The sequence below is a fragment of the Streptomyces sp. NPDC006624 genome (assembly GCF_040611555.1).
In the GTDB taxonomy this organism is placed as follows: domain Bacteria; phylum Actinomycetota; class Actinomycetes; order Streptomycetales; family Streptomycetaceae; genus Streptomyces.
Genome location: NZ_JBEXOM010000002.1, coordinates 260,940 through 286,551, shown reverse-complemented (window position 1 = coordinate 286,551; position 25,612 = coordinate 260,940). Strand labels below are relative to the sequence as shown.

The following is a 25,612-nucleotide window of genomic DNA, read 5'->3' as shown; positions in this document are numbered from 1 at the left end:
TCGTCACCAGGAGACGGCCCCCCACCTGCGTTAACCCCTCACGGAGGCACCTATGGGGCGCTATGTCGCACGACGACTGCTCCAGATGATCCCGGTGTTCATCGGGTCAACCCTGCTCATCTTCTGCATGATGTACGCCCTGCCCGGCGACCCCGTCCGGGCGATGATGGGGGACCAGGCGTACGACCCGGCCGTGGTCGCGAGCATCAAGAAGGATCTCGGTCTCGACCAGCCGCTGCTGCAGCAGTACGTCAACTACATGACCGGTCTGTTCCAGGGCGACTTCGGCACCCAGATCGCCAGCAAGCGGCCGATCGCGGACATCATCACCGACGCGTTCCCGGTGACGATCAGACTGACGATCTTCGCCTTCACCTTCGTCACGCTCGTGGGCATCGGCCTCGGCGTCGTCGCCGGCCTGCGCCCCGACACCCTCCGGGACCGCGGCCTGCTGACGCTGACGCTGTTCCTCGTCTCGATGCCGTCCTTCGTGCTGGGCTTCCTGCTGCAGTACCAGTTCGCCTTCAAGTGGCAGGTCACCACGCCCACGGTGACCGACTCGACCGACTTCTCCCAGCTCGCGCTCCCCGCGATCGTGCTGGCGTCGCTCTCCCTCGCCTACGTCGCCCGGCTGACCCGCACGTCGATCGCGGAGAACCTGCGGTCCGACTACATGCGCACCGCCGTCGCCAAGGGGCTGCCGCGCCGCCGTGTCATCGGCGTCCACCTGATGCGCAACTCGCTGATCCCCGTGGTCACCTTCCTCGGCATCGAGATCGGCAGCCTGATGACCGGCGCCATCGTGACCGAGGGCATCTTCAACGTCCGGGGCATCGGCTATGAGATCTACGAGGCGCTCACCCGCCGTGAGGGCGCCACGGTCGTGGGCATCGCCTCGCTGATGGTGCTCATCTACCTCGCCGCCAGCCTGATCGTCGACCTGCTCTACGCGGTCCTGGACCCGAGGATCCGGTATGCCTGACAAGACCATCGAGAAGGTCGACGCCCTCTCCGGGGACACCGCCAGCACCGCCGGCGTGGTCGTGACCGACGCGGGTCCCGCTCCCGAGAAGGCGCGCAGCCTGTGGTCCGACGCCTGGCACGATCTGCGGCGCAACCCGCTGTTCCTGGTCTCGGCCGTGCTGATCGTGTTCCTGCTGGTGATGGCGGTGTGGCCGGGGCTGTTCACCAGTGCCTCGCCGCGCGACGCCGACCTGGCCAAGCACTACCTCGGCAAGCCGAACTGGGGGCACTTCTTCGCCCCGGACTGGCTGGGCTACGACGTCCAGGGCCGTTCGATCTACGCCCGGGTCGTCTACGGCGCCCGCGCCTCGATCACCGTCGGTGTGGGTGTCACGCTGGCCGTCACCGTCCTCGGTACGGTCATCGGCATGATCGCGGGCTACTTCGGCGGCTGGGCCGACACGGTGCTCTCGCGGACGACCGACATCTTCCTCGGCATCCCGTTCCTGCTCGGCGCCCTGGTGGTGCTGAACTCCTTCGACGACCGCACCGTCTGGGTCGTCATCATGGCCCTGGCCTTCCTCGGCTGGACCCAGATCGCCCGTGTGGCCCGCGGTGCGGTGATCACCATCAAGCAGGCCGACTACGTGGTGGCCGCCCGGGCGCTCGGCGCCTCGACGTCCCGGATCATGTTCCGGCACATCCTGCCCAACGCGCTCGCGCCCATCATCGTCGTGGCGACCATCGCCCTCGGCGGCTACATCGCGGCCGAGGCCACGCTGTCCTTCCTGGGCGTGGGTCTCGGTGACACGGCCGTGTCCTGGGGCGGCGACGTGGCGCGCGGCCGCGAGCAGCTCCGTATCGCACCCCACACCCTGCTCATCCCGTCGGTGATGGTCTCGATCACGGTGCTCTCGTTCCTGATGTTCGGCGATGCGGTACGCAACGCCCTCGACCCCAAGCTGCGCTGAGGGAGGCGTACGTGACCATCATCGATGAAACAGCCGGGAGTCCTGCGCCCAACGGCTCGCAGGACGCCGGCGGTCCGCTGCTCGAAGTCCGCGACCTGCACGTGGAGTTCCGCACCCGCGACGGTGTCGCCAAGGCCGTCAACGGCGTCAACTACTCCGTCGCCGCGGGGGAGACGCTCGCCGTGCTCGGCGAGTCGGGCTCCGGCAAGTCCGTCACCGCCCAGGCGATCATGGGCATCCTCGACATGCCGCCCGGCCGCATCCCCAAGGGGGAGATCCTCTTCCGCGGCCAGGACATGCTGAAGATGTCGGGCGAGGAGCGCCGGAAGATCCGCGGCAACAAGATCGCGATGATCTTCCAGGACGCGCTGTCCTCGCTGAACCCGGTGCTCTCCGTGGGCTACCAGCTCGGCGAGATGTTCCGCGTCCACCAGGGCATGTCCAAGAAGGACGCCAAGGTCAAGGCGATCGAGCTGATGGACCGGGTGAAGATCCCGGCCGCCGCGGCCCGGGTCAACGACTACCCGCACCAGTTCTCGGGCGGTATGCGCCAGCGCATCATGATCGCGATGGCGCTCGCCCTGGAGCCGGACCTGATCATCGCCGACGAGCCCACCACGGCCCTCGACGTGACGGTCCAGGCCCAGGTCATGGACCTGCTGGCCGACCTGCAGCGCGAGTACAACATGGGTCTGATCCTGATCACCCACGACCTCGGCGTCGTCGCCGACGTCGCGGACAAGATCGCCGTGATGTACGCGGGGCGGATCGTGGAGACCGCGCCCGTGCACGAGCTGTACAAGCGCCCCGCGCACCCCTACACCAAGGGCCTGCTCGACTCCATCCCGCGCCTGGACCAGAAGGGCCAGGAGCTGTACGCGATCAAGGGACTGCCGCCCAACCTGACGCGCATCCCGTCCGGCTGCGCGTTCAACCCGCGGTGCCCCAAGGCGCAGGACATCTGCCGTACGGACGTCCCGCCGCTGTTCCCCGTCAGCGAGCGGGACGGCGGCGAGCTGACCGGCCGCGGCAGCGCGTGCCACTTCTGGAAGGAGACGATCCATGGCTGAGCTGAAGAAGACGGACGAGTCCATGGACGCCACCCCCAACGTCGCCGAGGTCGAGACGGTCCAGGCCGCGACCGAGGAGGCGGCGGTGGCCGCGCTCGACGCGCCGGTGGAGCGCGGTGAGCCGATCCTCCAGGTGCGCAACCTGGTGAAGCACTTCCCGCTGACGCAGGGGATCCTGTTCAAGCGCCAGGTCGGCGCGGTCAAGGCCGTGGACGGGATCTCCTTCGACCTCTACCAGGGCGAGACGCTCGGCATAGTGGGCGAGTCCGGCTGCGGCAAGTCCACGGTCGCCAAGCTCCTGATGATGCTGGAGAAGGCCACCGCGGGCGAGGTCTTCTACAAGGGCCAGGACATCACCAAGCTGTCCGGGCGTGCGCTGAAGGCGGTCCGGCGCAACATCCAGATGGTCTTCCAGGACCCGTACACCTCGCTCAACCCCCGTATGACGGTGGGCGACATCATCGGGGAGACCTTCGAGATCCACCCCGAGGTGGCGCCGAAGGGCGACCGCCGCCGCCGGGTCCAGGAACTGCTGGACGTGGTGGGCCTCAACCCCGAGTACATCAACCGCTACCCGCACCAGTTCTCGGGCGGTCAGCGCCAGCGCATCGGCATCGCCCGCGGCCTGGCCCTCAACCCCGAGATCATCATCTGCGACGAGCCGGTCTCCGCGCTGGACGTGTCCGTCCAGGCGCAGGTCATCAACCTGATGGAGAAGCTGCAGGACGAGTTCAACCTGTCCTACCTCTTCATCGCGCACGACCTGTCGATCGTCCGGCACATCTCGGACCGCGTGGGGGTGATGTACCTCGGCAAGATGGCCGAGATCGGCACGGACACGGAGATCTACGACCACCCGACGCACCCCTACACCCAGGCGCTGCTGTCGGCCGTCCCGGTCCCCGACCCGGAGTCCCGGGAGGGCCGCGAGCGGATCATCCTCACCGGCGACGTCCCGTCCCCGGCCAACCCGCCCTCGGGCTGCCGCTTCCGCACCCGCTGCTGGAAGGCCCAGGACAAGTGCGCCGAGGAGGTGCCGCTGCTGGCCGTCCCGGAGCGCTTCCAGGGCCAGGACACCCCGGCGGCCCACGAGTCGGCGTGCCACTTCGCCGAGGAGAAGGACGTGGTCCACGCGGCCTGAGCCGTTCGCACGAGGCCCGTACCGGTTCCCGGCATCCCCACGCGGGGGGTGCCGGGAACCGGCGCGTTCCAGGAGCCGTGACACCACGTCAGGACGGCGGGCTGCCGCATCACTTGGAACTCCGGGTTTCCCGACCTGCCCCGGGCCGTCCGCGCCTGGGGCCGGCTGATCGGCCGTTGATCGGCCGTCTCGGCCGACGGCGGTACCAGGAGGGGGAACGGGGCCGTAGTCGGCGGCTCGGTCCGGCGTACCTCGTCGTCCGTCGGGACGGGGGTGGGCCGCGGGGGCTCAACGAGGCGTGTGTGCCGACGCCTTCGGCCACTGCCCGCCCAGCGTCCGCACGGTCTCCGCGAGGGCCGGGCGCGGTCTGCCTCGCCGACGAGGACGGCTTCGAGGTGGAACTCGTCGCCTCCGGTGCCCACATCCGCACAAACCCCCGCGAACTGCGTTAACACGCAGGCAACTTCACCGACCCGGTCCCGATATACGGACGCGGCACGCTGGTCAGCGTACGGCCGTGCGGGTGCCGTAGACGGGCCGGGGCGCGCCATGTCGCCCCGGCCCGTCGCCGTGCGGTCAGCGGGCCGCGAGGCCCAGGGAGCGCTTCAGGAAGTCGACCTGGAGCAGCAGCAGGTTCTCCGCGACCTGCTCCTGGGGGGTCATGTGCGTGACGCCCGACAGGGGCAGCACCTCGTGGGGCCGGCCGGCGGCCAGCAGGGCCGAGGACAGGCGCAGGGCGTGGGCGACCACGACGTTGTCGTCGGCGAGGCCGTGCACGACCATCAGGGGGCGGTGCTGCGCGGCGGGGGCGGAGAGGCCGCCGTCCGTCACCAGGGAGCTCCTCCCGTACGCCTCCGGCTGCTCCTGAGGGGTGCCCAGGTAGCGCTCCGTGTAGTGCGTGTCGTACAGCCGCCAGTCGGTCACCGGCGCGCCCGCGATCCCCGCGTGGAAGACGTCCGGGCGGCGCAGCACCGCCAGGCCCGCCAGCCAGCCGCCGTAGGACCAGCCGCGGATCGCCACCCGGGAGAGGTCCAGCGGGTAGCGCTTCGCGAGGTCCTCCAGGGCGTCCACCTGGTCGTCCAGCGAGACCGTGAAGTCGTGGTGGACCGCCTTCTCCCAGGCGGGGGAGCGGCCCGGTGTGCCCCGGCCGTCCGCGACCACCACGGCGAAGCCCTGGTCCGCGAACCACTGCGAGGTGAGGTGCGCGTTGTGCGCGGCGACCACCCGCTGGCCGTGCGGGCCGCCGTAGGGGTCCATGAGCACCGGCAGGGGGGTGTCACCGTCGTAGTCCTGAGGCATAAGCACGGCGCACGGGACACGGCGTGCGCCCCCCTCGGTGAGCGTCACGCGGAGGGACATACCAGGATCTTCGGCGTACGAGCGGACCGTCGCGGTCGGCTTTCCGTCACGCAGGACCCGCACCCGGGAACCTGGCCGGTCCAGTGCCGCCGAGACCAGGACCGTGACGTCCCCGGCCCGCACCGCCGCGTGCACCCCCGGCTCCTGGGACAGGCGCTCCACGCCCAGTTCGTTCACCCGGTAGACGTGCACCTGGCCCGTCTCCGCCTCGGCCGCCTCCGCACCGGCGGACGCCGAGACCAGCACGTCGTCGCCGGAGACGTCCAGCACCGCCCGCACGTGCAACTGCGCCCCGGTCAGGGGCCGTTCCCCGACCGCCAGCACCCGCGCGCCGCCCTCGTCCGCGATCCGCACGAGCTGTCCGGAAGGGCTCCAGCACGGCACTCCGGGGAAAAGTTCAAGCCAAGTTGGATCTTCGTCGGCGTGCACCATCCGCGTCGAGCCCGACTCCGGATCCACGGCCAGGATCAGCTGACCGCGCTGGTCGCGCGCCTGTACGAGCAGCAGCGGAGCGCCCGCCGCTGACCAGTGCACATGCGCCAGATACGGGTAGCACGCGCGGTCCCAGGAGACCTCCGTCCGCAGCCCGTCCAGGCCGACCACGAACAGCCGCACCTCCGCGTTGGCGGTGCCCGCCGCCGGATACGCCACCCGCTGCGGCTCCCGCTCCGGATGCGCCGGGTCGGAGATCCACCACCGCCGCACCGGCGTGTCGTCCACGCGTGCCACCAGCAGCCGGTCCGACTCCGGAGCCCACCAGAAGCCCCGCGCCCGCCCCATCTCCTCGGCCGCGATGAACTCGGCCAGCCCGTATGAGACATTCTCGGATTCCGGCTCGGCGAGCGCCCGGTCGCCGTCGCCCTCCGCGCCCACCACCCGCAGGGCCCCCCGCGCGACGTACGCGACGTGCCGCCCGTCGGGCGAGGGGCGCGGGTCGAGCACCGGTCCCGGAGCGGACACCTCACGCGCCGTCCCGGCCCGCAGCTCGGCCGTGAAGAGCCGTCCTGACAAGGCGAAAGAGGCCAGCTCGACGGCCGCGTCGGTGGCGTACTCGACGATGCCCGCACCGCCCTGCCGGCTGCGCTCGCGCCGGGCCCGCTCCTGCGGTGAGAGGTTCTCCGAGGCGCCCCCCAGGAGGGCGCGCGGGTCGGCGGCCACACGCTCCTCGCCCTCCTCCGTGTCGAGGACCCAGAGCGAACTCGCCCGGTCCGTACCGGAACTCGAGCGCAGGAACACGACACGTGAACCGTCTGGCGCCACGGTGAACGAACGCGGCGCGCCGAGGGTGAAGCGCTGGGTACGGGCGTGCCGTCGGGGGAAGGAGTCAGGCTCGGTCGTCATGCCCTGACCATATTGGCCATGCGCCCCCTTGTGCGGCCGTGCGCCGATCGATGCGCACGGACGGATAGTTATGATCAATGACGCACAGTGGGTATGACCCTGCTGGCTGTTGTACGGATTTACTGCCCCCATAGTCCGACCCCCCGCGCCCTCGTGGATCTTTGGAGGTGAACCGCCGTGGCACTCTCGATTTCGGCGGTGGTGCTGCTGGCGATCATCGTCTTCTTGCTGATCAAGAAGTCGGGACTGAAGGCGGGGCATGCGATCGTCTGCATGCTGCTCGGCTTCTACCTCGCCTCCTCGACCGTGGCTCCCACGATCAGCGAGCTGACGACGAACATCGCGGGCATGATCGGCAGCATCAAGTTCTGACCGTCGCCCGACCTCGTAGGGTGGGGTCCATGACGGAACTGCCCGGCCGTCGTCTGCTGCTGGTGCACGCGCACCCCGACGACGAGTCGATCAACAACGGCGCGACCATGGCCAGGTACGCGGCCGAGGGTGCCCACGTCACCCTGGTCACGTGCACCCTGGGCGAGCGCGGCGAGGTCATCCCGCCCGAGCTCGCCCACCTGGCCGGCGTCGCCCTCGGCCGGCACCGCCGCGGCGAGCTCGCCGAGGCCATGGCCCTGCTCGGCGTCCGGGACGTCCGCCTGCTCGGCGGCGCCGGACGCTACAGCGACTCCGGGATGATGGGCCTGCCCGACAACGACGACCCCGCCTGCTTCTGGCGGGCCGACGTCGACGAGGCCGCCGCACACCTGGCCGAGGTGATCCTGGAGGTGCGCCCCCAGGTCCTCGTCACCTACGACGACCACGGCGGCTACGGCCACCCCGACCACATCCAGGCCCACCGCGTCGCCCTGCGCGCCGCGGACCTGGCCGCCGAGTCAGGCTGGCGCATCCCCAAGGTCTACTACAACCGGGTCCCCCGGCCCGTGGTGGAGGAGGCGTTCGCCCGGCTCCGCGAGGAGCTGCCCGGCACGCCCTTCGCCAAGGCGGCCGCGGTCGACGACGTCCCCGGCGTGGTGGCCGAGGAGCGGATCACCACCGTGATCGACGGCACCGCACACGCCGCCGCCAAGGCCGCCGCGATGCGCGCCCACGCCACCCAGATCACCGTGGCGGAACCGTACTTCATGCTGTCCAACGAACTGGCCCAGCCGATCCTGACGACCGAGTACTACGAGCTGGTGCGCGGCGAGCGGGGCTCCGGGGAAGCCGGCTCCGGCGAGCTCGAGACGGATCTGTTCGCCGGGATCGGGGAGGCCCCGTGAGCGGCGGCGGCTCGATGCTCACCCAGCCCGTGCGGCCGCCGTCCGCCGGGCGGATCGGCGCCGTCCTGGGATTCTTCGTGCTCGGTGCCGTGGTCGGCACGGCCGGGGCGCTGGTGCAGCCCGGGTGGTTCCCGGGCGGGCTGCTGCTCGCCCTCGCCGGCGAGGCCGGGGCCGTCCTGGGCGCGACGCGCGTCCTGCGCGGCCGCGTCGGGGGCGTCGCGGTCGCCGCCGGCTGGATGCTCTCCGTCGTGCTGCTCACCGCCAGCCGGCCCGAGGGCGACTTCCTCTTCGCCGCCGGCAGCGGCTCGTACCTCTTCCTCCTCGGTGGCATCGTCCTGGCTGTGATCTGCGCCACCCTCCCCCCGGGGCGGCAACCGGACGGCGCTGCCGTCCGACTTGGCAAGTGACGTACCACTTCGCCGGACGTGACGGTGGGGGACCGGTGAGGGTTTCCCCTGCGGTCATGGGATACGGGCGAGAAGTGGCCAGTATGGTGGTGCGCGCCGCCGAGCTGCCCGCGTGAGGTCGTGTCGGGCGGCGGAGCCAACCGGGAGAACCTGCCTTGAGTCGTGAAACTGACACTCCGTCCTCCGGGCCCAACGGGCGCGGTGGTGCCGCCTACCCGTCGGGCACTCCGCCCTACGGGACCCCGAAGGTCTCCGAAGGCGGCCCGGACGCCGGCCGTTCGGCCAAGCGCCCGGAGGAACGCAAGACCGAGACCACGCTGACGACCCGGATCCGGATCAACATCCCCGGGTCGAGGCCCATTCCGCCGGTCGTGGTGCGCAAGCCCGTCACGGAAGCGGAGAGCCCGGCCGACACCGACACGCGCGGTGAGGAGCAGCCGGCGCCCGGCAGCACGCCCGCGTCCGCGGGCGCCGGCACGGCCGAGAGCCCCGCCGAACCCGCCCAGCCCGCCGGGGACAAGCCCACCAGCGACTGGTTCGCGCCCCGCAAGTCCGGCGGCGGCAAGGGCGGTCAGGGCGGCGGCTCCGCCGACGGGGCCGGTGCGCCCGGCGGTTCCGGCCCCGCGACGGGGACTTCCGGTACGGGCGGCCCCGCTTCGGGTGCCGCCGGCACGTCCGGCGGGGCGCGCCCGGGTGCCGGGCGGCCCGGCGGCGTGGTCGGCTCCATGGGCGCACCGGGCGGCTCCCGGCCCGGCGGGGCGAACGGCGCCGGGCTCCCGGGTGGCGCGACCGGTGGCCCCGTCGCGCCCGGGCACGGCGGCGGCACGGGCTCCTTCGACGTCACCGAGGCCCTGGCGGCCGGTCCGCTGGGCAACGGCCCGCGCTCCGCGCCGACGGGCGGCGAGACGCGCCGTGACGACCTGCCGTACTTCTCGGAGAACGGCGGCCAGAACGGTCAGAGCACGCAGAACGGGCAGCGCGGACCGGGCGGTTACGGCGGTCAGGCCGGCGGCCCGAACGCGTCCCACGACTTCACCGCCGACGGCGGCCCGGCCGGTCCGACGGGCGGTCCCGTCACCGGCGACGCTGCGATGGTGCCGCCGGCCGGTGGCCAGGGCGGCCCGGGTGGCCCGAACGCCTTCGGCGAGCAGGGCGTCCCCGGCGGCCCGAACGGGCCCGGCGGTCCCGGCGGCCCCGGGGCCATAGGCGGCGGCCCCGGCGCCCCCACCCGCCCGGCCGGTCCGGGAGCCCCCGCAGGCCCCGGTCCCCGAGCCGGCGTCCCCGGCGGCGCCCACGCCCCCGCCGGCCCGGGCGGCCCGGGCCCCGGCGGCGGCCTGAGCGACGACACCGCGATCCTCACCCCGCAGAAGCCGGCCCCCGAGCCGCCGGACGGCCAGGGCTACAGCCCCCGGCACGACAACGTCTCCGGCCACACCGTCACCAGCGGCATCCCGGTCGTGTCACCCGGCACCGCCTCGCCGTTCGGCCCGGGCGCGTCCGGCGACGGCCCGGTGCCGCACACGGCCCCGAAGCTGCCCGAGCCGGTCTCGCCGCCCCCGGCGAGTTCCTCGAAGGCGCCGAAGAAGAAGGGCCGCAGCAAGCTCGTGCTGCTCGCGGCGGGCGTGGTCGTCCTGGCCGGTGGCGCCTACGGCGCCGGTCTGCTGATGAACCGCACCGACGTGCCCAAGGGCACCACCGTGCTCGGCGTCGACATCGGCGGCACCACCCGCGACGGCGCGGTGAAGAAGCTCGACGCGGCGTTCGAGGAGCGGGCGGGCGAGCCGCTGAAGCTGTCGGTGGCAGGCAGGACCGTCTCGCTCGACCCGGACAAGGCGGGCCTGCAGTTCGACATGAACGCCACGGCCGACGCGGCGGCGAAGAGCGACTACAACCCGGTCTCCGTGATCGGCTCCCTCTTCGGCAACCACCGGGTCGTCACCCCGGTCATGCCGGTCGACGAGGAGAAGCTGCACGCGTCCCTGCAGCAGGCCGCGGGCGGCTCCGGCGCGACGACCGACGGCACGATCAAGTTCAAGGGCGGCAAGGCCGTCCCGGTGTACGGCAAGGCCGGCCAGGGCGTCGACCTCGCCAGGTCGACGGCGGCGGTGGAGGAGGCCTACCGCACCCAGGTGGAGACCGGCCGGCCCGGCACGGTGAACCTCCCGACCACCACCCGGCAGCCGACGGTGTCGAACGCCGAGGTCGACCGGGTGCTGAAGGAGATCGCGCAGCCCGCGATGTCCGACCTCGCCACGGTCCGGACCGACGCGGCGCACAGCATCGACTTCGGCCCCGTGTCCCTGCCGAAGATCCTCAGCTTCAAGGCCGTCGACGGCAAGCTGGTGGACACCTACAACCTCAAGGCCCTCCAGGAGGCGTACGGCACGACCTTCGACGACGTGCAGATCGAGGGCGCGAGCGGCAAGCGCGACGTGATGCCGCAGGACGTCGTCGCGGCGTTGCGCCAGGCCCTGCGCGGCAAGACGCCCGCGGAGCGCGTCGGAGTCATCGACACCAACCCGAACTGACCTCCGGCCACCCGCGGCACGAGAGCCCCCGCCCGCCCACGGCAGGGGCTCTCTTCGTCACCCGCAGGGCTCGCACGGCGCCGTCCGCACCGCGCGGGCCCGGCCACCCGGGGTCAGTTCAGCATCGCCCGGGCCGCCAGGGCCTCTCCCCGCACCCGCTCTCCGGCCGCCTCGTCCACCGCCTCCACGACCTCCGCGTACGCCTCCAGCTCCGCCGCCCCGGCCAGGAACTCCCCCCGCCGCACCAGCAACTGCGCCCGCTCGTAGCGCAGCCGGGCCGGACGGGACGGCAGCAGCAGGGACAGCTCCACGGCCCACAGCGCCACGTCCGACCGCTCGGGCCGGGCCGCCGCCCACGCCCGCACGTTGTTCAGGATCCGCAGCACCACGTCCAGCGGATCGGCCGGCCGCAGCATCGCCGCGTCCAGCCGCGTCCCGGTCGCCCCGGCCACCAGCAGCTCCGCGTCGGACCCGCTCAGCACCCGTCCCCCGTCGAACGGGTCCGCGAGCACCCGCTCCTCCCCGTCCCCGAACCCGACGACGAAGTGCCCCGGCAGGGCCACCCCGTACACCGGCGCCCCCGCCCGCCGCGCCACCTCCATCCACACCACGGACAGCAGGATCGGCAGCCCCCTGCGCCGCACCAGGACCTCGTGCAGCAGCGAGGACTCCAGACGCCGGTAGTCGGCCGGGGTGCCGTGGAAGCCCATCCGGTCGCCGAGCAGCTCGCGCAGGGCCACCGCCCAGGCCCGCGGTCCCCCGGGCCGGTACGGCAGCAGCCCGGCGAGCCGGTCCAGCTCGACCTGCGCGGCGTCCAGGCCCGCCTCGTCCAGCTCCCGGTCCGCCTGCGCGCCCACCAGCAGGCACAGCGCCGACAGATCGGGCCGCTCGGAGCGGGCCTCTTCGGCGAACCGCCGCCGCAGCTCGGCGGAGCGCTCCGGGGACGGGGGGTACGGGGGAGGCATGACTGACTCGTTCCCTCTCACGACGACGGGTCGCCGGCCGGGGCGCCGCCGGCTCCGGGCGCCCGGTAGTGGTGGTAGGCGTGGTGCGGGGCGAAGCCCATTCCGGCGTACAGCTCCCGCGCTCCCGTGTTCCCGGACTCGACCTGGAGCCACGCGGCCGAGGCGCCCTCGTCGAGCGCCCGCCGGGCCAGCGCGGCCATCACGGCCGTACCGAGCCCTTGCCGCCGCAGTGCCGGGTCGACCTCGACCGCGGCGAACCCGGCCCACCGCCCGTCCACGACACATCGCCCGATGGCGGCCACCGGCGCCCCCTCGGCCGCGGCGGGCACGGTCGCGAACCACACCGACGGCCCGCTGCCGAGCACCCGCAGCGCCACCTCGCTCACGCCCTTGCGCTGGTACCGCGCCAGCCACGGCTCGCCGGCCTCCCGGGAGAGCACGACCCGCGCCGGGTCGCCCCGGTCGGCGATCGGCGCCAGCGGCCCCACCCACAGCTCGGCGGTCACCTCCCGCACCCAGCCCCGCTCCTCCAGCCGGGCGCCGAGCAGCTCCTGCGTCCCCTCGGCGCCCGTCGCGGTCTGCACGTAGGCGGGCAGCCCGCGCTCGCCGTACCACCGCCGTACGGCGGTGAGCGCCTCGTCCAGCGGCATGCCCGGGTCACCGAGGGGCAGCGCGGAATTGGCGCGCCGGGTGAATCCGGAGGCGGCCCGCAGCTCCCAGTCCCCGAGCCGTGCGCTCTCCACGGGGCGCCAGGCCCGCGCGGCGACCCGGGCCAGCTCCTCGTAGGAGGCGGCGGGCCCGCGGCGACGCGCCGGGGCGGCGGGCACGATCTTGCCCGCGACCAGCGCGGATTCCGCTATCCGGACGCTTTGGCCGTCCCTGCGTGTGATCAGCAGCACATCGTTGTCCCATGATGTGAGAACACCCACCGTGTCGGTGAACTTCTCACCCGGAGCACCGTGGTGGATCATGCTCCGTACGGAGACCCGTTTGCCCACGTCAGCGGCGGTGATACGGACCTCGAGTCGCCCGGCGGCAGAGATTTCCACAGGTCAGTTCACCCCTCCTGTTCGGATCATGCCCAAGAACGGAGATACTAGGGGCGGGCATCGACGACGCCGCGCTCCCGCGCGCCAGGCGGCGGAGCCTGAGGAGGCCCGCCAGCGCCCTATCGAGGAGGAACGACAGCGTGACCTACGTCATCGCGCAGCCTTGTGTCGACGTCAAGGACAAGGCGTGCATCGAGGAGTGCCCGGTCGACTGCATCTACGAGGGCCAGCGGTCCTTGTACATCCACCCGGACGAATGCGTCGACTGTGGTGCCTGTGAGCCGGTCTGCCCGGTCGAGGCGATCTTCTACGAGGACGACACTCCGGAGGAGTGGAAGGACTACTACAAGGCGAACGTCGAGTTCTTCGACGACCTGGGCTCTCCGGGCGGCGCCAGCAAGCTGGGCCTGATCGAGCGGGACCACCCGTTCATCGCCGCGCTCCCGCCGCAGAACGGCTGACGGGGCGGCCCGCGCACCCGCGCCGCCTCGGTCCCGTACGGCCCGATCACCGTCCTGATCGTCGCCGTACGGGACCGAGGCGTTCGCCGTGACGGCCGTACGGCGGCCGGTACGACCAGAAAGTGAGCCAAGCACCCGTGTCCGCAGTCTCCGACCGCCTTCCCACCTTCCCCTGGGACAAGCTGACACCGTTCAAGGCCACGGCCGCCGCCCATCCGGACGGCATCGTGGACCTGTCCGTCGGCACCCCGGTCGACCCGGTCCCCGAGCTGATCCAGAAAGCGCTGGTCGCCGCCGCGGACTCACCCGGTTATCCGACCGTCTGGGGCACGCCCGAACTGCGCGACGCGATCACCGGCTGGGCCGAGCGCCGCCTCGGCGCCCGGGGCGTCACCCACCACCACGTGCTGCCGATCGTCGGCTCCAAGGAACTCGTCGCCTGGCTCCCGACCCAGCTGGGCCTCGGCCCCGGCGACCGGGTCGCCTTCCCGCGCCTGGCCTACCCGACGTACGAGGTCGGCGCCCGCCTGGCCCGCGCCGCGTACGAGGCCTACGACGACCCGACGGAGCTGGACCCCGAGGGCCTGAGGCTCCTGTGGCTCAACTCCCCGTCGAACCCCACGGGCAAGGTCCTGTCGAAGCAGGAGCTGACCCGGATCGTCGCCTGGGCCCGGTCGCACGGCGTCCTGGTCTTCTCCGACGAGTGCTACCTGGAGCTGGGCTGGGAGGCCGACCCGGTCTCGGTGCTGCACCCCGACGTCAACGGCGGCTCCCTCGACGGGATCGTCTCCGTCCACTCCCTCTCCAAGCGCTCCAACCTCGCCGGCTACCGCGCGGCCTTCCTGGCCGGCGACCCGGCGGTCCTCGGCCCGCTCCTGGAGATCCGCAAGCACGGCGGCATGATGACGTCGGCCCCGACGCAGGCGGCGGTGGTCGCGGCCCTCGGCGACGACGACCACGTCCGCGTCCAGCGCGAGCGCTACGCCGCCCGCCGCACCCTGCTGCGCGAGGCCCTGCTCTCCCACGGTTTCCGCATCGAGCACAGCGAGGCGAGCCTCTACCTGTGGGCGACGCGCGGCGAGTCCTGCTGGGACACGGTCGCCCACCTCGCGGAGCGCGGCATCCTCGTCGCCCCGGGGGACTTCTACGGCCCGGCGGGCGCGGAGTTCGTCCGGGTGGCGCTGACGGCGACGGACGAGCGGGTGCGGGCGGCCGTGGAGCGCCTGTGACCCGCCGGTGACCGCGGTGCCGGACCCATGCATGCCGAAGGGGCCCAGGGAAGCTCCCTGGGCCCCTTCGCTGCTCGAGGTCCGGCGTCAGCCGACCGGCAGGCCCTGCACCGGCAGCGCGTCCGCGGACGGCACCCCGCCCTTGGTGAGGGAGTCGGTCGGCAGGCCGCCCTTGGCCGAGCCGGCCGTGTCACCGACGAGCTGCCCGGCGGTACCGGCCGCGTCACCCGCGGCCTTCTGCGCCACCGGCGTGGTCTTCTTGACGGCCTTGCCGCCGGTCTTGCCCGCGGCCGGGACCGCCTTCTTCACGGTCTTGCCGCCGGTGTCGCCCGCGGCCTTGGTGACGTTCTGCGCCGCGCCGTCCACGGTGTTGCCGACGTTCGCCCCGTCCAGGGCGGTCAGCCCACCGAGGTTCGGGGTGGCCGGCAGCTCCGGCGCCGCGCTGGCCGAGCCGGCCGCACCGACCCCGGCAGCCGCTCCCGCAGCGACGATCAGCGCGGCACGGGCGATCCGGCGGGTCAGGGGGAGGGACATGGTGCTCCTTCGACGGGAGGGAAAATGAGGTTCGTGATGCGTCCGGCCGGGTTCGGGAGCTGATCGGCTGGCTGTCGATCTCCCCGGTTCGGACGCAGTGACTACCGCTCGAAGCCCGCGAAGGTTGCGGCGCCGCAACGTAAAGAGTTGGTAATGCGTCGCATTATCGCCTGCGGATAAAAACGGGCAAACGGGCCTCGCGTCGAAAGCCCGCCGAATCGCTCCAGCCCGGTGTTCCCAAGGGATTCGCCGGTTTCCCGGGTGAGGGTGCGAAAACCTGCGCACACCGGTGCCGCGGCACCGCGCGGCTTACCCCTCACGGGTGAGTCCCCGCACCCCTGCCCGAGCTAGCCCATCGTGACGATACGGACCGCGTCCGCGTCCCGCTCCGCCCCGGCGGTGCCCTTCGCCGCCGCGGCCCGCCACTGGCTCGCGGTGTTCCCGGCGACCCACTCCCGCCCGGCGTACGTCACCCGTGCGATGTGCAGCTGCGAGGCGTTGGCCACGGCCCAGTGCGCCAGCTGCCAGCCCCGCTGCTCCTGCACCCGCACGCTCGCGGAGCCCGTACCGGTGGTCACCGGCAGCGTCACCGTCCGCCCGGTGGAGTCGCCCGTGCCGCCCGGGGAGGGCGCCGGTGCCGCCGTCGACGAGCCGTCCACCCGCGCACCGGCCGGCTCCAGCACATCGCGCCCGAAGTCCCGCACCAGCGCGGCACGCACCCCGTCCGGGCCCGACGCCCGGGTCGCGGCCGGGCGGCCCTCGCAGGTCAGCGTCGCCGCCGACTGCCCGGTGAGCGCCGCGGCCAGCAGTGCGGCGTCCGGCTCGTGCTTGGCGTAGGCCTGCGGGAAACCGCTGCGCTGCACCCGCTGCGCGGCGACCGTCAGGGGCAGCCGCGTGTAGCCGGGGACCTTGACCAGGTGGTCGTAGAACTCACCCGCCGAGTACGCCGGGTCCATGATCTCCTTCGGGGTGCCCCAGCCCTGCGAGGGCCGCTGCTGGAACAGGCCGACGGAGTCCCGGTCGCCGTAGTCGATGTTGCGCAGGGCGGACTCCTGCAGCGCGGTGGCCAGCGCGATGGTCACGGCCCGCTCCGGCAGGCCGCGCGCGGTGCCCACGGCGGTGATCGTCGCCGCGTTCACCGCCTGCTCGGGCGTGAACGCGTACGACGCCCCGTCGCCCTTGCCCGAGACGACCTTGCAGCCCGGCCCGCCCGAACCTCCCGTGACGTACTGCACGGCGAGATATCCGGCGACCGCGAGCAGGACCATGAAGGCGGATCCGCATCGGAAGAGGCGGCCACGGCGCTGGGGAGAAGACGGCTCAGGCACGCGTACAAAATACTGGAGAGTACGGGGTGCCATGGGGCCGGTGGGAAACCTGGGGACGGAGCCCGGCGCGTTAGGGTCGACGGCATGGCCGACACCTCGCTTGACCTCACGCTGGACGCCGCGCAGCTCACCGCCCGGCTCGTCGACTTCCGCTCCGAGAGCGGCACCGAGAAGCCGCTGGCCGACGCGATCGAGAACGCGCTGCGCGCCCTGCCCCACCTGACGGTCGACCGGTACGGCAACAACATCGTGGCCCGCACCGCCCTGGGCCGCGCGGAGCGGGTGATCCTGGCCGGCCACATCGACACCGTCCCGATCGCGGACAACGTCCCCTCCCGGCTCGACGAGGACGGCGTCCTGTGGGGCTGCGGCACCTGCGACATGAAGTCCGGCGTCGCGGTGCAGCTGCGCATCGCGGCCACGGTCCCGGCCCCCAACCGCGACCTGACCTTCGTCTTCTACGACAACGAGGAGGTCGCCGCGGAGCTGAACGGCCTCAAGCACGTCGCCGAGGCCCACCCCGAGTGGCTGGCGGGCGACTTCGCGGTGCTGCTGGAGCCGTCGGACGGCCAGGTCGAGGGCGGCTGCCAGGGCACGCTGCGGGTGCTGCTGAAGACCCGGGGCGAGCGGGCCCACTCGGCGCGCGGCTGGATGGGCTCCAACGCGATCCACGCGGCCGCCCCGATCCTCGCCCGCCTCGCCTCCTACGAGCCCCGGTGGCCGGTCATCGACGGCCTGGAGTACCGCGAGGGCCTCAACGCGGTCGGCATCTCCGGGGGAGTGGCCGGCAACGTCATCCCCGACGAGTGCGTCGTCACCGTCAACTTCCGCTACGCGCCCGACCGTACGCCCGAGGAGGCCGTCGCCCACGTCCGGGAGGTCTTCGCGGACTGCGGGGTGGAGGAGTTCGAGGTCGTCGACCACAGCTCCGCGGCGATGCCGGGCCTGTCCCACCCGGCGGCCAAGGCGTTCATCGAGGCGGTCGGCGGCACCCCGATGCCGAAGTACGGCTGGACGGACGTCTCGCGCTTCTCGGCCCTGGGCGTCCCGGCGGTCAACTACGGCCCCGGCAACCCCCACTTGGCGCACAAGCGGGACGAGCGCGTGGAGGTCGCGAAGATCCTCGCCGGCGAGGAGCGGCTGCGGGACTGGCTGACCGCCTGACGGGGCCGGGACGCCGTCGTGTTTACGCCGCTGGATCGCGGACATGCTCACGTCCCTCGTTCGTAACCCGCGTAGATCTACGCTGAGGTGGAAAGACAGGCACGACGGAGGGAGCGCACATGGCGACCGGCAACCCCGAGGGGAAGAAGCAGCCGCCGGAGGAAAAGCGCCAGGGGCCCGTCCTCCGGCGGCGGGACCAGGCGCAGGGCAGCACCTCCGACCAGCGGCTGCTGGACGAGCGGGCCCCCTCCGACTGGGTCCACACCGATCCCTGGCGCGTGCTGCGCATCCAGTCGGAGTTCATCGAGGGCTTCGGCACGCTCGCGGAACTGCCCGCCGCCATCAGCGTCTTCGGCTCCGCCCGGACCCCGGCCGGCTCGCCCGAGTACGAGGCCGGGGTCCGGCTGGGCCGGGGTCTGGTGGACGCGGGCTTCGCGGTCATCACGGGCGGCGGGCCCGGCGCGATGGAGGCGGCCAACAAGGGCGCCGTCGAGGCGAGGGGCGTCTCGGTCGGCCTCGGCATCGAGCTGCCGTTCGAGCAGGGCCTGAACCCGTACGTCGACATCGGCCTCAACTTCCGCTACTTCTTCGTCCGGAAGATGATGTTCGTCAAGTACGCCCAGGGTTTCGTCGTGCTGCCCGGCGGCCTCGGCACCCTCGACGAACTCTTCGAGGCCCTGACCCTCGTCCAGACCCAGAAGGTCACCCGCTTCCCGATCGTCCTGTTCGGCAGCGCGTACTGGGGCGGCCTGGTGGACTGGCTCCGCGGCACGGTCATCGCCCAGGGCAAGGCGGCGGAGAAGGACCTGCTGCTGTTCCACGTGACGGACGACGTGGACGAGGCGGTGGCCCTGGTGTCGAAGGAGGCGGGCCGCTAGAGCGGTCGGAGGGTCCAGGGGGCGCCGCCCTCTGGACCCCGGCTAGGCGAGCCCGCGCCGGGCGACGGCGGGACGCCGGTGCCCCGCGATCGCCGCGACCATCTCCAGCACCTGCCGAGTCTCGGCGACCTCGTGCACCCGGTAGACCTGCGCCCCCAGCCACGCCGACACCGCCGTGGTCGCCAGCGTTCCCACGAGCCGTTCCTTCACGGGCCGGTCCAGCGTCTCCCCGACGAAGTCCTTGTTGGACAGCGACACCAGCACCGGCCAGCCCGTGGCGACCATCTCGTCCAGCCGCCGGGTCGCCTCCAGGCTGTGCCGTGTGTTCTTCCCGAAGTCGTGCCCCGGGTCGATCATGATCGACTCCCGCGGCACCCCGAGGGCCAGCGCCCGCTCGGCCAGCCCGACCGTGACGTCCAGGATGTCGGCCATGACGTCGTCGTACGCGATCCGGTGCGGCCGGGTGCGCGGCTGCGCGCCCCCGGCGTGCGTGCACACCAGCCCGGCCCCGTGGCGCGCGGCGACCTCAGCGAGCCCCGGGTCGACCCCGCCCCACGCGTCGTTCAGCAGATCCGCGCCGGCCTCGCACACCGCCTCGCCGACCTCGGCCCGCCAGGTGTCCACGCTGATGATCACGTCCGGGAACCGCCGCCGCACCTCCGCCACGAAGCCGACCGTGCGCCGCGCCTCCTCCTCGGCCGTGACCTCCTCGCCCGGCCCGGCCTTGACGCCGCCGATGTCGATGATCGCGGCGCCCTCGGCCACCGCCTGCTCCACGCGCGCGAGGGCCGGCTCGTCGCGGAAGGTGGCGCCCCGGTCGTAGAAGGAGTCCGGGGTCCGGTTCACGATCGCCATGATCACCGGCTCGTGCGGTCCGAATTCCCGCCTGCCCAGCCTGAGCATCCCCTGTGACCTTCCCTGGTACGAACCGTCTTCCGCCGCCTGCGACCCTAACCGTCCGGCTCGCATGGCACGATCGGACCCTGGCACCATCCGACTCGGAGGACTCCCGGGGATTCCCGGGGACTTCCGACGACTCAGTTCCGTCCGACCGTGGGGGCCCCGCGATGGTTATGTTCCTGTTCCTGGTCGTCGCGCTCGCCGTCGTGGTCGCCGCGGTGACCCTCGCCGTCGTGGGCGGCGGCGAGAACGGCCCGCTGCCCGAGGCCGCCCCCGAGCGGCTGCGGGACCCGCTGCCCCCGGACCGCCCGGTCGGCCGCGCCGACGTGGAGGAGCTGCGCTTCCCGCTCGCCGTCCGCGGCTACCGCATGGCGGACGTGGACGACGCCCTCAGCCGCCTGGGCGCGGAGCTCGCCGAGCGCGACGCCCGCATCGCCGACCTGGAGTCCGCGCTGGCCGGAGCCCGGGAGGCCTCCGCGCACGGTCCGCTGCGCGGGTCCGCGGAGCACCACGTGTCCATGGACAAGCCCGCCCCCCGGCACGAGGACCGGCCGTGAGCGACGGCGCGGCCCTGGCCGGGCCGGACGGCGCGCTGCGCTGCCCCTGGGCGCTGTCCGCCCCGGAGTACGTGGCGTACCACGACGAGGAGTGGGGCCGGCCGGTCCACGGCGACGACGCGCTCTTCGAACGGCTCAGCCTGGAGGCGTTCCAGTCCGGCCTGTCCTGGATCACGATCCTGCGCCGCCGCCCCGGCTTCCGCGCCGCCTTCGCCGGCTTCGAGATCGCCTCGGTGGCCGCCTTCACCGACGCGGACCGCGAGCGGCTCCTTGCCGACACCGGCATCATCCGCAACCGCGCCAAGATCGACGCGACCCTCGCCAACGCCCGGGTGCTGGCCGGCTGGTCCCCGGGCGAACTGGACGGGCTGATCTGGTCCTACGCCCCCGCCCCGGCCACCCGCCCCACCCCGAAGACCCTCGCCGACGTCCCGCCCGTCACCCCGGAGTCGACGGCGCTGTCCAAGACGCTGAAGAAGCGCGGCCTGCGCTTCGTCGGGCCGACGACGGCGTACGCCCTGATGCAGGCGTGCGGCCTGGTCGACGACCATCTGGAGACGTGCGTGGCCAGGAGCGCCGGGCTCACCGCCCCAGGTACTTCGGCTTCTCCTTGTTGACGAAGGCCTGCACCGCGATCGCGTGGTCCTCGGAGGAGCCCGCCCTGGTCTGCAGCTCGTCCTCCTTCGCCAGCGTCTCCTCAAGGGAGTGCGTCAGCCCGTACCCCACCGCCTCCTTCAGGGCCGCGTACGCCACCGTCGGTCCCTCGGCGAGCGCCCGCGCGACCTTCCCGGCCTCGGCGCGCAGCTCCCCGGCCGGCACCAGCCGGTTGGCGATGCCCAGCTCGTACGCCTCCTGCGCGCCGATGCTCCGCGGGAAGAGCAGCAGGTCGGTGGCCCGCCCCGGGCCGACCACCCGCGGCAGGGTCCAGGAGATGCCCGAGTCGGCGGTGAGCGCCACCCCGGCGAACGACGTGTTGAACGCGGCCGTGTCCGCCACGATCCGGTAGTCCGCCGCCAGCGCGAAGCCGAAGCCCGCCCCGGCCGCCACCCCGTTCACCGCGGCGACGACCGGCTTCGCCGCCCCCGCCAGCGCCCGCACGATGGGGTTGTAGTGCTCGCGCACCGTGCTCATGGTCTGCCCCGAGCCGGTCTCCCGGTCCTGGACCAGCAGCCCGATGTGCTCCTTGAGGTCCTGCCCCACGCAGAACGCCCGGTCCCCGGCGGCGGTCAGCAGCACCGCCCGTACGGCCGCGTCGCCCGCCGCCGACTCCACCGCCTCCCGCAGGGCGACCTTGGTCTCCACGTTCAGCGCGTTCATCGCCTCCGGGCGGTTCAGCGTGATCGTCGCGAGTCCGTCGCTCACCTCGTAGAGCACGGTGTCGGCCATGGCGTATCCCCTCCGGGTCGCGGATCGGGGGCGTACCGGCCGGTACGCCCCGGGTCTGCAGGACAGCATGACGGAGATCACCGGCGGAAGACGGGGACGGTCGTGTGACCTGCGTCAAAGAATTCTCGTCCGGATCCGTTCGGAAGAAGTGGGCGCGGTGGCGGAGTATCGCAGCCTCATCGCCGAATTGAGTGGTTTTGCTCGCGTGCGTTGCCCAAGCGATGCCGACTGATGTTGGTCATCGGGTCCTGCGATGCGGGATAATGGCTGGGAAGCAATGTGTTCGATGCCGGTGTCGCGTGTCCTGCCACATGGACCGCACGTGTGCCCTTCTTCAGGGCCGTCGGCTTTGACGATGAGCTGGGTTTCAGGAAGGGGAACGAGCATGGCGGCCATGAAGCCGCGAACGGGTGATGGCCCGCTCGAGGTGACCAAGGAGGGGCGGGGCATCGTCATGCGCGTTCCGCTCGAAGGCGGCGGTCGTCTCGTCGTCGAGCTGACCCCGGACGAGGCCGACGCCCTCGGCGACGCCCTCAAGAAGGTCGTCGGCTGACGCGCAAGCGACCATACCCTTGCAACTGCCCCGGCATCACTCGTGGTGCCGGGGCAGCTGTTTCGTCACCGTGGCCCGTTCCCGCACGGGCCGCCGCGGCGGCGGTCCGCCGTCCGGCTACCGCTTCACCGCGCACAGCAGACCGTCGCCCACCGGCAGCAGCGCGGGCAGCAGCTCCTGGCTCTCGCGCGCGGCGCGCAGCAGCTCCCGCAGCCGCAGCACCTCCGTGGGCTGCGGACCGGAGTCCACGGTCCGGCCGTTGGCGAAGGCGCCCTCGAAGACGACCAGCCCGCCGGGGCGCAGCAGACGCAACGATTCAGCGAGGTAGTCCATGACCTCCAGCCGGTCGCCGTCGCAGAAGACCAGGTCGTAGCCGGAGTCCGCGAGGCGGGGCAGCACGTCCAGGGCCCGGCCCGGGATGAAGCGGGCCCGGTTGCTGGCGAAGCCGCAGGCGCGGAAGGCCTGGCGGGCGAACTGCTGGTGCTCGGGCTCGGAGTCCACGGTCGTCAGGACACCGTCGGGCCGCATGCCGTGCAGGAGATGGATCCCGGAGACCCCGCAGCCGGTCCCGATCTCCGCGACGGCCTTGGCGTCGACGGAGGCGGCCAGCAACCGCAGCGCGGCGCCCGTGCCGGGCGACACCGAGCGCAGCCCTGCCTCGCGGGCCCGGTCACGGGCCCAGCGCAGTGCTTCGTCCTCGGCGACATAGGCGTCGGCGAACGCCCAGCTCGTCTGCCGGTTGCCGGTAATGACCCTCTCCTGTCCCCGTGGATGCCTGGGCGTGACTGTATCCGTTGGGCCCGGGAACCCGCAGATGGGACCGGTCGTTTAAAGGGATGAGCAACGGGCGTGGGCCGTGACGGGGGGCGAGGAGTGGACCTGGACACCGAGCAAGTGCCGACGCAGCAGTACGAGGCGTATCAGCCCAGATCAAATTCTCGTAAAACCGCTTATCCGGTCCTAACGGGCGAGGTGGCTATGGTAGGGGCTCCACTGGACACCACCAGAGCTGACAGGGGAGGTGCGGCTGCGCCTGCGGATCGCGCAGGAGTGCTCCGGCGCTTCCTCGGATCGGCGGGCAGGCCGACATCCGTGAACGACACCGCTGCTGACCACAGCCACGCCGCTGACCGCGCCCAGACCGCGACCTTCTCCACCGACGCGGACGGGCAGGCGTGGACTCCGCCCACCTGGGAGGAGATCGTCAGCACGCACAGCGGCCGGGTCTACCGGCTCGCCTACCGCCTCACCGGCAACCAGCACGACGCCGAGGACCTCACGCAGGAGGTCTTCGTCCGCGTCTTCCGCTCCCTGTCGACGTACACGCCGGGCACCTTCGAGGGCTGGCTGCACCGCATCACCACGAACCTCTTCCTGGACATGGTCCGCCGCAAGCAGCGCATCCGCTTCGACGCGCTCGGCGACGACGCGGCCGAGCGGCTGCCCAGCAAGGAGCCCACGCCCCAGCAGGTCTTCAACGACGCCCACTTCGACGCGGACGTCCAGCAGGCCCTCGACACCCTCGCCCCGGAGTTCCGCGCCGCGGTCGTCCTGTGCGACATCGAGGGGCTGTCGTACGAGGAGATCGCCGCCACGCTCGGCGTCAAGCTCGGCACGGTCCGTTCGCGGATCCACCGCGGCCGCTCCCAGCTGCGCAAGGCCCTCGCGCACCGGTCGCCGGAAGCGCGCGCCGAGCGCCGCTCCTTCGTGCCCCGTGTTCCCGCATGGGGAGGAGGGGGCGCGAGCGCGTGAGCGGATCCCGGTCCACACCTTCCGAGGGACACCTCGCAGAGCAGCACCTGGGAGACCGACTCTCCGCCCTGGTGGACGGGGAGCTCGGTCATGACGCGCGAGAGCGCGTACTGGCGCACGTGGCCACCTGCGCGAAGTGCAAGGCGGAGGTGGACGCCCAGCGCCGGCTGAAGAACGTCTTCGCGGAGGCGGCCCCGCCGCCCCCCTCCGAGAGCTTCCTGGCCCGCCTGCAGGGACTACCGGCGGGCGGCGGCCCGGACGGTGATGCCACGCCGCTGGGCGGGGGAGGGCTGCCCGGAGGGCCGTCCGGACGGTTCGGCACGTCCGGGGCCTTCGGGGTGAAGCGCGGTGAGCGGTTCGAGTTCGGCTACGCCCCGTCCCGGCCGCACCTGCCGGTGCTGCCGCCGCCCCCGGGCAGCGCACTCCCGCCGGGCGGGCGCGGCCTGCCCACCGGCCGGAGCGGCCTCGCCTCGGGCGGCCGGGGCTTCCGCATCCACGACGTCGGCCGGCCCGAGACGGACAGATCGTCCTCACGGCTGCGCTTCGCCTTCGTGGCCGCCGGGGCGGTGTCCCTGGCGGCGATCGCGCTGGGCGGCGTCACCTCCGTCACCCCGGCCGACACGGAGGCCCGCGGCTCGGGCAAGGGCAGCAACGTCACACCGATGCGCACGCAGGGCACGGGCGCGGCGGCGACGCCCGAGTCCCAGCGCCGCCGCGGCACGGGACCGCTGCTCGGGCAGGTGCACGGCCAGAGCGCCGTGGGCCGCACCCCGGTCGCCCCGACCGAGGTGTCCGCGCCGCTGCTGCCCGGCATCTCCTCGGCCGCGCGGCAGCACGCCGTGCACGCGCTGACCGCCCCGGTGGTGGCGGGAGCCGCCGCCATGTCCCCGCTGATACGGCCGCTGGAGGCGGCTCCACCGGTCGCGCTGACCACGTGGTCGGCCGCCCCCGAGATCACGGCGCCCCTGCTCGCCGTGCCCCTCCCGGAGCCGGCCGCGCCCCCCTCGGCCTCCGCCTCCTCGCGTACGGCCCGCTGACCGCCAGCGCGCCGGCCCGCGAACCTGATTGAATCCGGGGGTGGCGCCCGCGGCCGAGGTGTGTCCGGGCGCCGATCCGACGAACTGCGGCCACCGCCGACGAGCCGTGCCGCGGCAGTGCTGTGGGGAGAGCATGAACGAGGGGAAGCCCACGAAAGAGAAGTGGTGGAACCGTCCGAGGACGCAGGAGTCCTCGGACGGGGCGGGCGCGGACCAGGCTCGGACGCCGGTGGCGGGCCAGGCGGGCCACCCCGGCGCCGACGGCGACTTCGAGCTGGCGCGGCCCATGGCCCGGCAGGACGGCGACGACGACGGCGACTACGAGTTGAGGCGCCCCGAGCCGCCGGCGACCCGGGAGGACTCCGCCGGGGACAGGGAGCAGCCCGGCGGGGCGGCTCAGACCGCCGCGGTCGGCGGGGACGGGGCCGCAGCCGACTCACTCTCCGCCGCCGCTCAGCCCGCCGCGCCGTCCGAGGCCGCCCCCAAGCCGCTGCACGACCCCGATCCGTACAGCACCCCACCCTACGGAGAACCGGGCCCCTGGGCCCCCGCACCGCCCGTCCAGCACCCCGCGGCGACCCCGGCGCAGGGCGTGGCGATACCCGGGCAGCCGCCCCTGCCCGCCGCGCCCGCCCCGGCGGCGCACCCCGGCCTGCCCGCGCCGGCCCCCGGAGCGCCCGCCCCCACGGCGCAGCTGCCCGCGCTGGCCTCGAGCGCACCGCCCGGGCCCCTGCGCCCGGCGCCGGCCCCGGTGGCCGCGGC

At 73.0% G+C, this 25,612-nt stretch carries 26 protein-coding genes and 1 pseudogene; 19 read left to right on the top strand and 8 right to left on the bottom strand.

Features of this window, described 5'->3' with window-relative positions:
* The first annotated feature begins 52 nt into the window (after nt 1-52).
* Genes ABZY20_RS04955 through ABZY20_RS04940 form a run of 4 tightly spaced genes read left to right on the top strand, consistent with a single transcriptional unit; the run spans nt 53 to nt 4,145 of the window.
* Nucleotides 53-982 carry an ABC transporter permease gene (locus ABZY20_RS04955; protein WP_356436624.1) on the top strand — a complete coding sequence of 310 codons (930 nt, stop codon included), beginning with the start codon at nt 53-55 and terminating at the stop codon, nt 980-982.
* On the top strand, nt 975-1,934 hold the full coding sequence (locus tag ABZY20_RS04950) for an ABC transporter permease (RefSeq protein ID WP_356436621.1): 960 nt from the start codon (nt 975-977) through the stop codon (nt 1,932-1,934). The genes ABZY20_RS04955 and ABZY20_RS04950 overlap by 8 nt, the downstream gene beginning before the upstream one ends.
* Before the next feature lie 11 nt (nt 1,935-1,945).
* Entirely contained in the window at nt 1,946-3,004 is a 1,059-nt protein-coding gene (locus ABZY20_RS04945) for an ABC transporter ATP-binding protein (protein ID WP_356436618.1), read from the top strand.
* Nucleotides 2,997-4,145, top strand: a complete 1,149-nt coding sequence (locus ABZY20_RS04940; protein ID WP_356436615.1) for a dipeptide ABC transporter ATP-binding protein — start codon at nt 2,997-2,999, stop codon at nt 4,143-4,145. The genes ABZY20_RS04945 and ABZY20_RS04940 overlap by 8 nt, the downstream gene beginning before the upstream one ends.
* Before the next feature lie 576 nt (nt 4,146-4,721).
* Here ABZY20_RS04940 and ABZY20_RS04935 read toward each other — a convergent pair.
* Entirely contained in the window at nt 4,722-6,845 is a 2,124-nt protein-coding gene (locus ABZY20_RS04935; protein ID WP_356436612.1) for a prolyl oligopeptidase family serine peptidase, read from the bottom strand.
* A gap of 177 nt (nt 6,846-7,022) precedes the next feature.
* Between ABZY20_RS04935 and ABZY20_RS04930 the strand changes: the two genes are divergently transcribed.
* The 4 genes from ABZY20_RS04930 to ABZY20_RS04915 all read left to right on the top strand — a co-directional run bounded on the left by ABZY20_RS04930 (nt 7,023) and on the right by ABZY20_RS04915 (nt 11,057).
* Nucleotides 7,023-7,217 carry a hypothetical protein gene (locus tag ABZY20_RS04930; RefSeq protein ID WP_003992731.1) on the top strand — a complete coding sequence of 65 codons (195 nt, stop codon included), beginning with the start codon at nt 7,023-7,025 and terminating at the stop codon, nt 7,215-7,217.
* Nucleotides 7,218-7,246: 29 nt separating this feature from the next.
* Nucleotides 7,247-8,122, top strand: a complete 876-nt coding sequence (mshB, locus tag ABZY20_RS04925; protein ID WP_356436609.1) for an N-acetyl-1-D-myo-inositol-2-amino-2-deoxy-alpha-D-glucopyranoside deacetylase — start codon at nt 7,247-7,249, stop codon at nt 8,120-8,122.
* Nucleotides 8,119-8,529, top strand: a complete 411-nt coding sequence (locus ABZY20_RS04920; RefSeq protein WP_356436606.1) for a DUF6113 family protein — start codon at nt 8,119-8,121, stop codon at nt 8,527-8,529. The genes mshB and ABZY20_RS04920 overlap by 4 nt, the downstream gene beginning before the upstream one ends.
* Nucleotides 8,530-8,684: 155 nt before the next feature.
* Nucleotides 8,685-11,057 (top strand): hypothetical protein, encoded by a 2,373-nt coding sequence (locus ABZY20_RS04915; RefSeq protein WP_356436604.1) that lies wholly within the window; start codon nt 8,685-8,687, stop codon nt 11,055-11,057.
* Between the two features lie 113 nt (nt 11,058-11,170).
* On the opposite strand, the gene ABZY20_RS04910 is transcribed toward ABZY20_RS04915, so the two are convergent.
* Nucleotides 11,171-12,022 carry a transglutaminase-like domain-containing protein gene (locus ABZY20_RS04910; RefSeq protein WP_356436602.1) on the bottom strand — a complete coding sequence of 284 codons (852 nt, stop codon included), beginning with the start codon at nt 12,020-12,022 and terminating at the stop codon, nt 11,171-11,173.
* Between the two features lie 17 nt (nt 12,023-12,039).
* Nucleotides 12,040-13,071 carry a GNAT family N-acetyltransferase gene (locus tag ABZY20_RS04905; protein WP_356436600.1) on the bottom strand — a complete coding sequence of 344 codons (1,032 nt, stop codon included), beginning with the start codon at nt 13,069-13,071 and terminating at the stop codon, nt 12,040-12,042.
* Between the two features lie 140 nt (nt 13,072-13,211).
* Here ABZY20_RS04905 and fdxA point away from each other — a divergent pair, with 140 nt between their 5' ends.
* On the top strand, nt 13,212-13,532 hold the full coding sequence (gene fdxA / locus ABZY20_RS04900; protein WP_031078476.1) for a ferredoxin: 321 nt from the start codon (nt 13,212-13,214) through the stop codon (nt 13,530-13,532).
* Between the two features lie 137 nt (nt 13,533-13,669).
* The gene (locus ABZY20_RS04895; protein ID WP_356436598.1) at nt 13,670-14,761 is read left to right on the top strand and encodes a bifunctional succinyldiaminopimelate transaminase/glutamate-prephenate aminotransferase; all 1,092 of its coding nucleotides are present in this window, start codon (nt 13,670-13,672) and stop codon (nt 14,759-14,761) included.
* An 87-nt stretch (nt 14,762-14,848) separates the two neighbouring features.
* Here the strand turns inward: ABZY20_RS04895 and ABZY20_RS04890 are convergent, their stop codons facing one another.
* Both ABZY20_RS04890 and ABZY20_RS04885 read right to left on the bottom strand, forming a co-directional pair.
* On the bottom strand, nt 14,849-15,295 hold the full coding sequence (locus ABZY20_RS04890; RefSeq protein ID WP_356436596.1) for an ATP-binding protein: 447 nt from the start codon (nt 15,293-15,295) through the stop codon (nt 14,849-14,851).
* Nucleotides 15,296-15,642: 347 nt separating this feature from the next.
* Nucleotides 15,643-16,563, bottom strand: a complete 921-nt coding sequence (locus ABZY20_RS04885) for a heavy metal transporter (RefSeq protein ID WP_356436594.1) — start codon at nt 16,561-16,563, stop codon at nt 15,643-15,645.
* Nucleotides 16,564-16,707: 144 nt separating this feature from the next.
* On the opposite strand from ABZY20_RS04885, the gene dapE reads away from it, so the two are divergent.
* Complete coding sequence (gene dapE / locus ABZY20_RS04880; RefSeq protein ID WP_356436592.1) at nt 16,708-17,787, top strand: succinyl-diaminopimelate desuccinylase; 1,080 nt, start codon at nt 16,708-16,710, stop codon at nt 17,785-17,787.
* A gap of 119 nt (nt 17,788-17,906) precedes the next feature.
* Entirely contained in the window at nt 17,907-18,665 is a 759-nt protein-coding gene (locus tag ABZY20_RS04875) for a TIGR00730 family Rossman fold protein (protein WP_356436590.1), read from the top strand.
* 42 nt (nt 18,666-18,707) lie between these two features.
* On the opposite strand, the gene folP is transcribed toward ABZY20_RS04875, so the two are convergent.
* Entirely contained in the window at nt 18,708-19,568 is an 861-nt protein-coding gene (gene folP, locus ABZY20_RS04870) for a dihydropteroate synthase (RefSeq protein WP_356436587.1), read from the bottom strand.
* Between the two features lie 164 nt (nt 19,569-19,732).
* Between folP and ABZY20_RS04865 the strand changes: the two genes are divergently transcribed.
* Nucleotides 19,733-20,122, top strand: a complete 390-nt coding sequence (locus ABZY20_RS04865) for a DivIVA domain-containing protein (protein ID WP_356436584.1) — start codon at nt 19,733-19,735, stop codon at nt 20,120-20,122.
* The gene (locus tag ABZY20_RS04860) at nt 20,119-20,739 is read left to right on the top strand and encodes a DNA-3-methyladenine glycosylase I (protein WP_356436581.1); all 621 of its coding nucleotides are present in this window, start codon (nt 20,119-20,121) and stop codon (nt 20,737-20,739) included. Before ABZY20_RS04865 ends, ABZY20_RS04860 begins: the two co-directional genes overlap by 4 nt.
* Here ABZY20_RS04860 and ABZY20_RS04855 read toward each other — a convergent pair.
* The gene (locus tag ABZY20_RS04855) at nt 20,705-21,508 is read right to left on the bottom strand and encodes an enoyl-CoA hydratase-related protein (RefSeq protein ID WP_356436578.1); all 804 of its coding nucleotides are present in this window, start codon (nt 21,506-21,508) and stop codon (nt 20,705-20,707) included. The genes ABZY20_RS04860 and ABZY20_RS04855 overlap by 35 nt on opposite strands.
* A gap of 67 nt (nt 21,509-21,575) precedes the next feature.
* Between ABZY20_RS04855 and ABZY20_RS04850 the strand changes: the two genes are divergently transcribed.
* The gene (locus ABZY20_RS04850) at nt 21,576-21,740 is read left to right on the top strand and encodes a hypothetical protein (protein ID WP_356436575.1); all 165 of its coding nucleotides are present in this window, start codon (nt 21,576-21,578) and stop codon (nt 21,738-21,740) included.
* 153 nt (nt 21,741-21,893) lie between these two features.
* On the top strand, nt 21,894-22,061 hold the full coding sequence (locus ABZY20_RS04845; protein ID WP_003966491.1) for a DUF3117 domain-containing protein: 168 nt from the start codon (nt 21,894-21,896) through the stop codon (nt 22,059-22,061).
* A 117-nt stretch (nt 22,062-22,178) separates the two neighbouring features.
* On the opposite strand, the gene ABZY20_RS04840 is transcribed toward ABZY20_RS04845, so the two are convergent.
* Nucleotides 22,179-22,877 (bottom strand): O-methyltransferase, encoded by a 699-nt coding sequence (locus ABZY20_RS04840; protein ID WP_356437402.1) that lies wholly within the window; start codon nt 22,875-22,877, stop codon nt 22,179-22,181.
* Nucleotides 22,878-23,111: 234 nt separating this feature from the next.
* Here ABZY20_RS04840 and sigE point away from each other — a divergent pair, with 234 nt between their 5' ends.
* The 3 genes and pseudogenes from sigE to ABZY20_RS04825 all read left to right on the top strand — a co-directional run.
* The gene (sigE, locus tag ABZY20_RS04835; RefSeq protein WP_356436573.1) at nt 23,112-23,813 is read left to right on the top strand and encodes an RNA polymerase sigma factor SigE; all 702 of its coding nucleotides are present in this window, start codon (nt 23,112-23,114) and stop codon (nt 23,811-23,813) included.
* Nucleotides 23,810-24,850 (top strand): zf-HC2 domain-containing protein, encoded by a 1,041-nt coding sequence (locus ABZY20_RS04830; RefSeq protein ID WP_356436571.1) that lies wholly within the window; start codon nt 23,810-23,812, stop codon nt 24,848-24,850. The genes sigE and ABZY20_RS04830 overlap by 4 nt, the downstream gene beginning before the upstream one ends.
* 133 nt (nt 24,851-24,983) lie before the next feature.
* A pseudogene (locus ABZY20_RS04825) lies at nt 24,984-25,612 on the top strand (protease); the annotation flags it as partial.

Bases quoted from the DNA above. Each gene is read 5' to 3' on its own strand.
- ABZY20_RS04955 (WP_356436624.1), top strand. From the start codon at position 53: ATGGGGCGCTATGTCGCACGACGACTGCTCCAGATGATCCCGGTGTTC.
- ABZY20_RS04950 (WP_356436621.1), top strand. From the start codon at position 975: ATGCCTGACAAGACCATCGAGAAGGTCGACGCCCTCTCCGGGGACACC.
- ABZY20_RS04940 (WP_356436615.1), top strand. From the start codon at position 2,997: ATGGCTGAGCTGAAGAAGACGGACGAGTCCATGGACGCCACCCCCAAC.
- ABZY20_RS04935 (WP_356436612.1), bottom strand. From the start codon at position 6,845: ATGACGACCGAGCCTGACTCCTTCCCCCGACGGCACGCCCGTACCCAG.
- mshB (WP_356436609.1), top strand. From the start codon at position 7,247: ATGACGGAACTGCCCGGCCGTCGTCTGCTGCTGGTGCACGCGCACCCC.
- ABZY20_RS04910 (WP_356436602.1), bottom strand. From the start codon at position 12,022: ATGCCTCCCCCGTACCCCCCGTCCCCGGAGCGCTCCGCCGAGCTGCGG.
- ABZY20_RS04890 (WP_356436596.1), bottom strand. From the start codon at position 15,295: ATGTCCCTCCCCCTGACCCGCCGGATCGCCCGTGCCGCGCTGATCGTC.
- ABZY20_RS04885 (WP_356436594.1), bottom strand. From the start codon at position 16,563: ATGGTCCTGCTCGCGGTCGCCGGATATCTCGCCGTGCAGTACGTCACG.
- dapE (WP_356436592.1), top strand. From the start codon at position 16,708: ATGGCCGACACCTCGCTTGACCTCACGCTGGACGCCGCGCAGCTCACC.
- ABZY20_RS04875 (WP_356436590.1), top strand. From the start codon at position 17,907: ATGGCGACCGGCAACCCCGAGGGGAAGAAGCAGCCGCCGGAGGAAAAG.
- folP (WP_356436587.1), bottom strand. From the start codon at position 19,568: ATGCTCAGGCTGGGCAGGCGGGAATTCGGACCGCACGAGCCGGTGATC.
- ABZY20_RS04865 (WP_356436584.1), top strand. From the start codon at position 19,733: ATGGTTATGTTCCTGTTCCTGGTCGTCGCGCTCGCCGTCGTGGTCGCC.
- ABZY20_RS04855 (WP_356436578.1), bottom strand. From the start codon at position 21,508: ATGGCCGACACCGTGCTCTACGAGGTGAGCGACGGACTCGCGACGATC.
- ABZY20_RS04850 (WP_356436575.1), top strand. From the start codon at position 21,576: ATGACGGAGATCACCGGCGGAAGACGGGGACGGTCGTGTGACCTGCGT.
- ABZY20_RS04845 (WP_003966491.1), top strand. From the start codon at position 21,894: ATGGCGGCCATGAAGCCGCGAACGGGTGATGGCCCGCTCGAGGTGACC.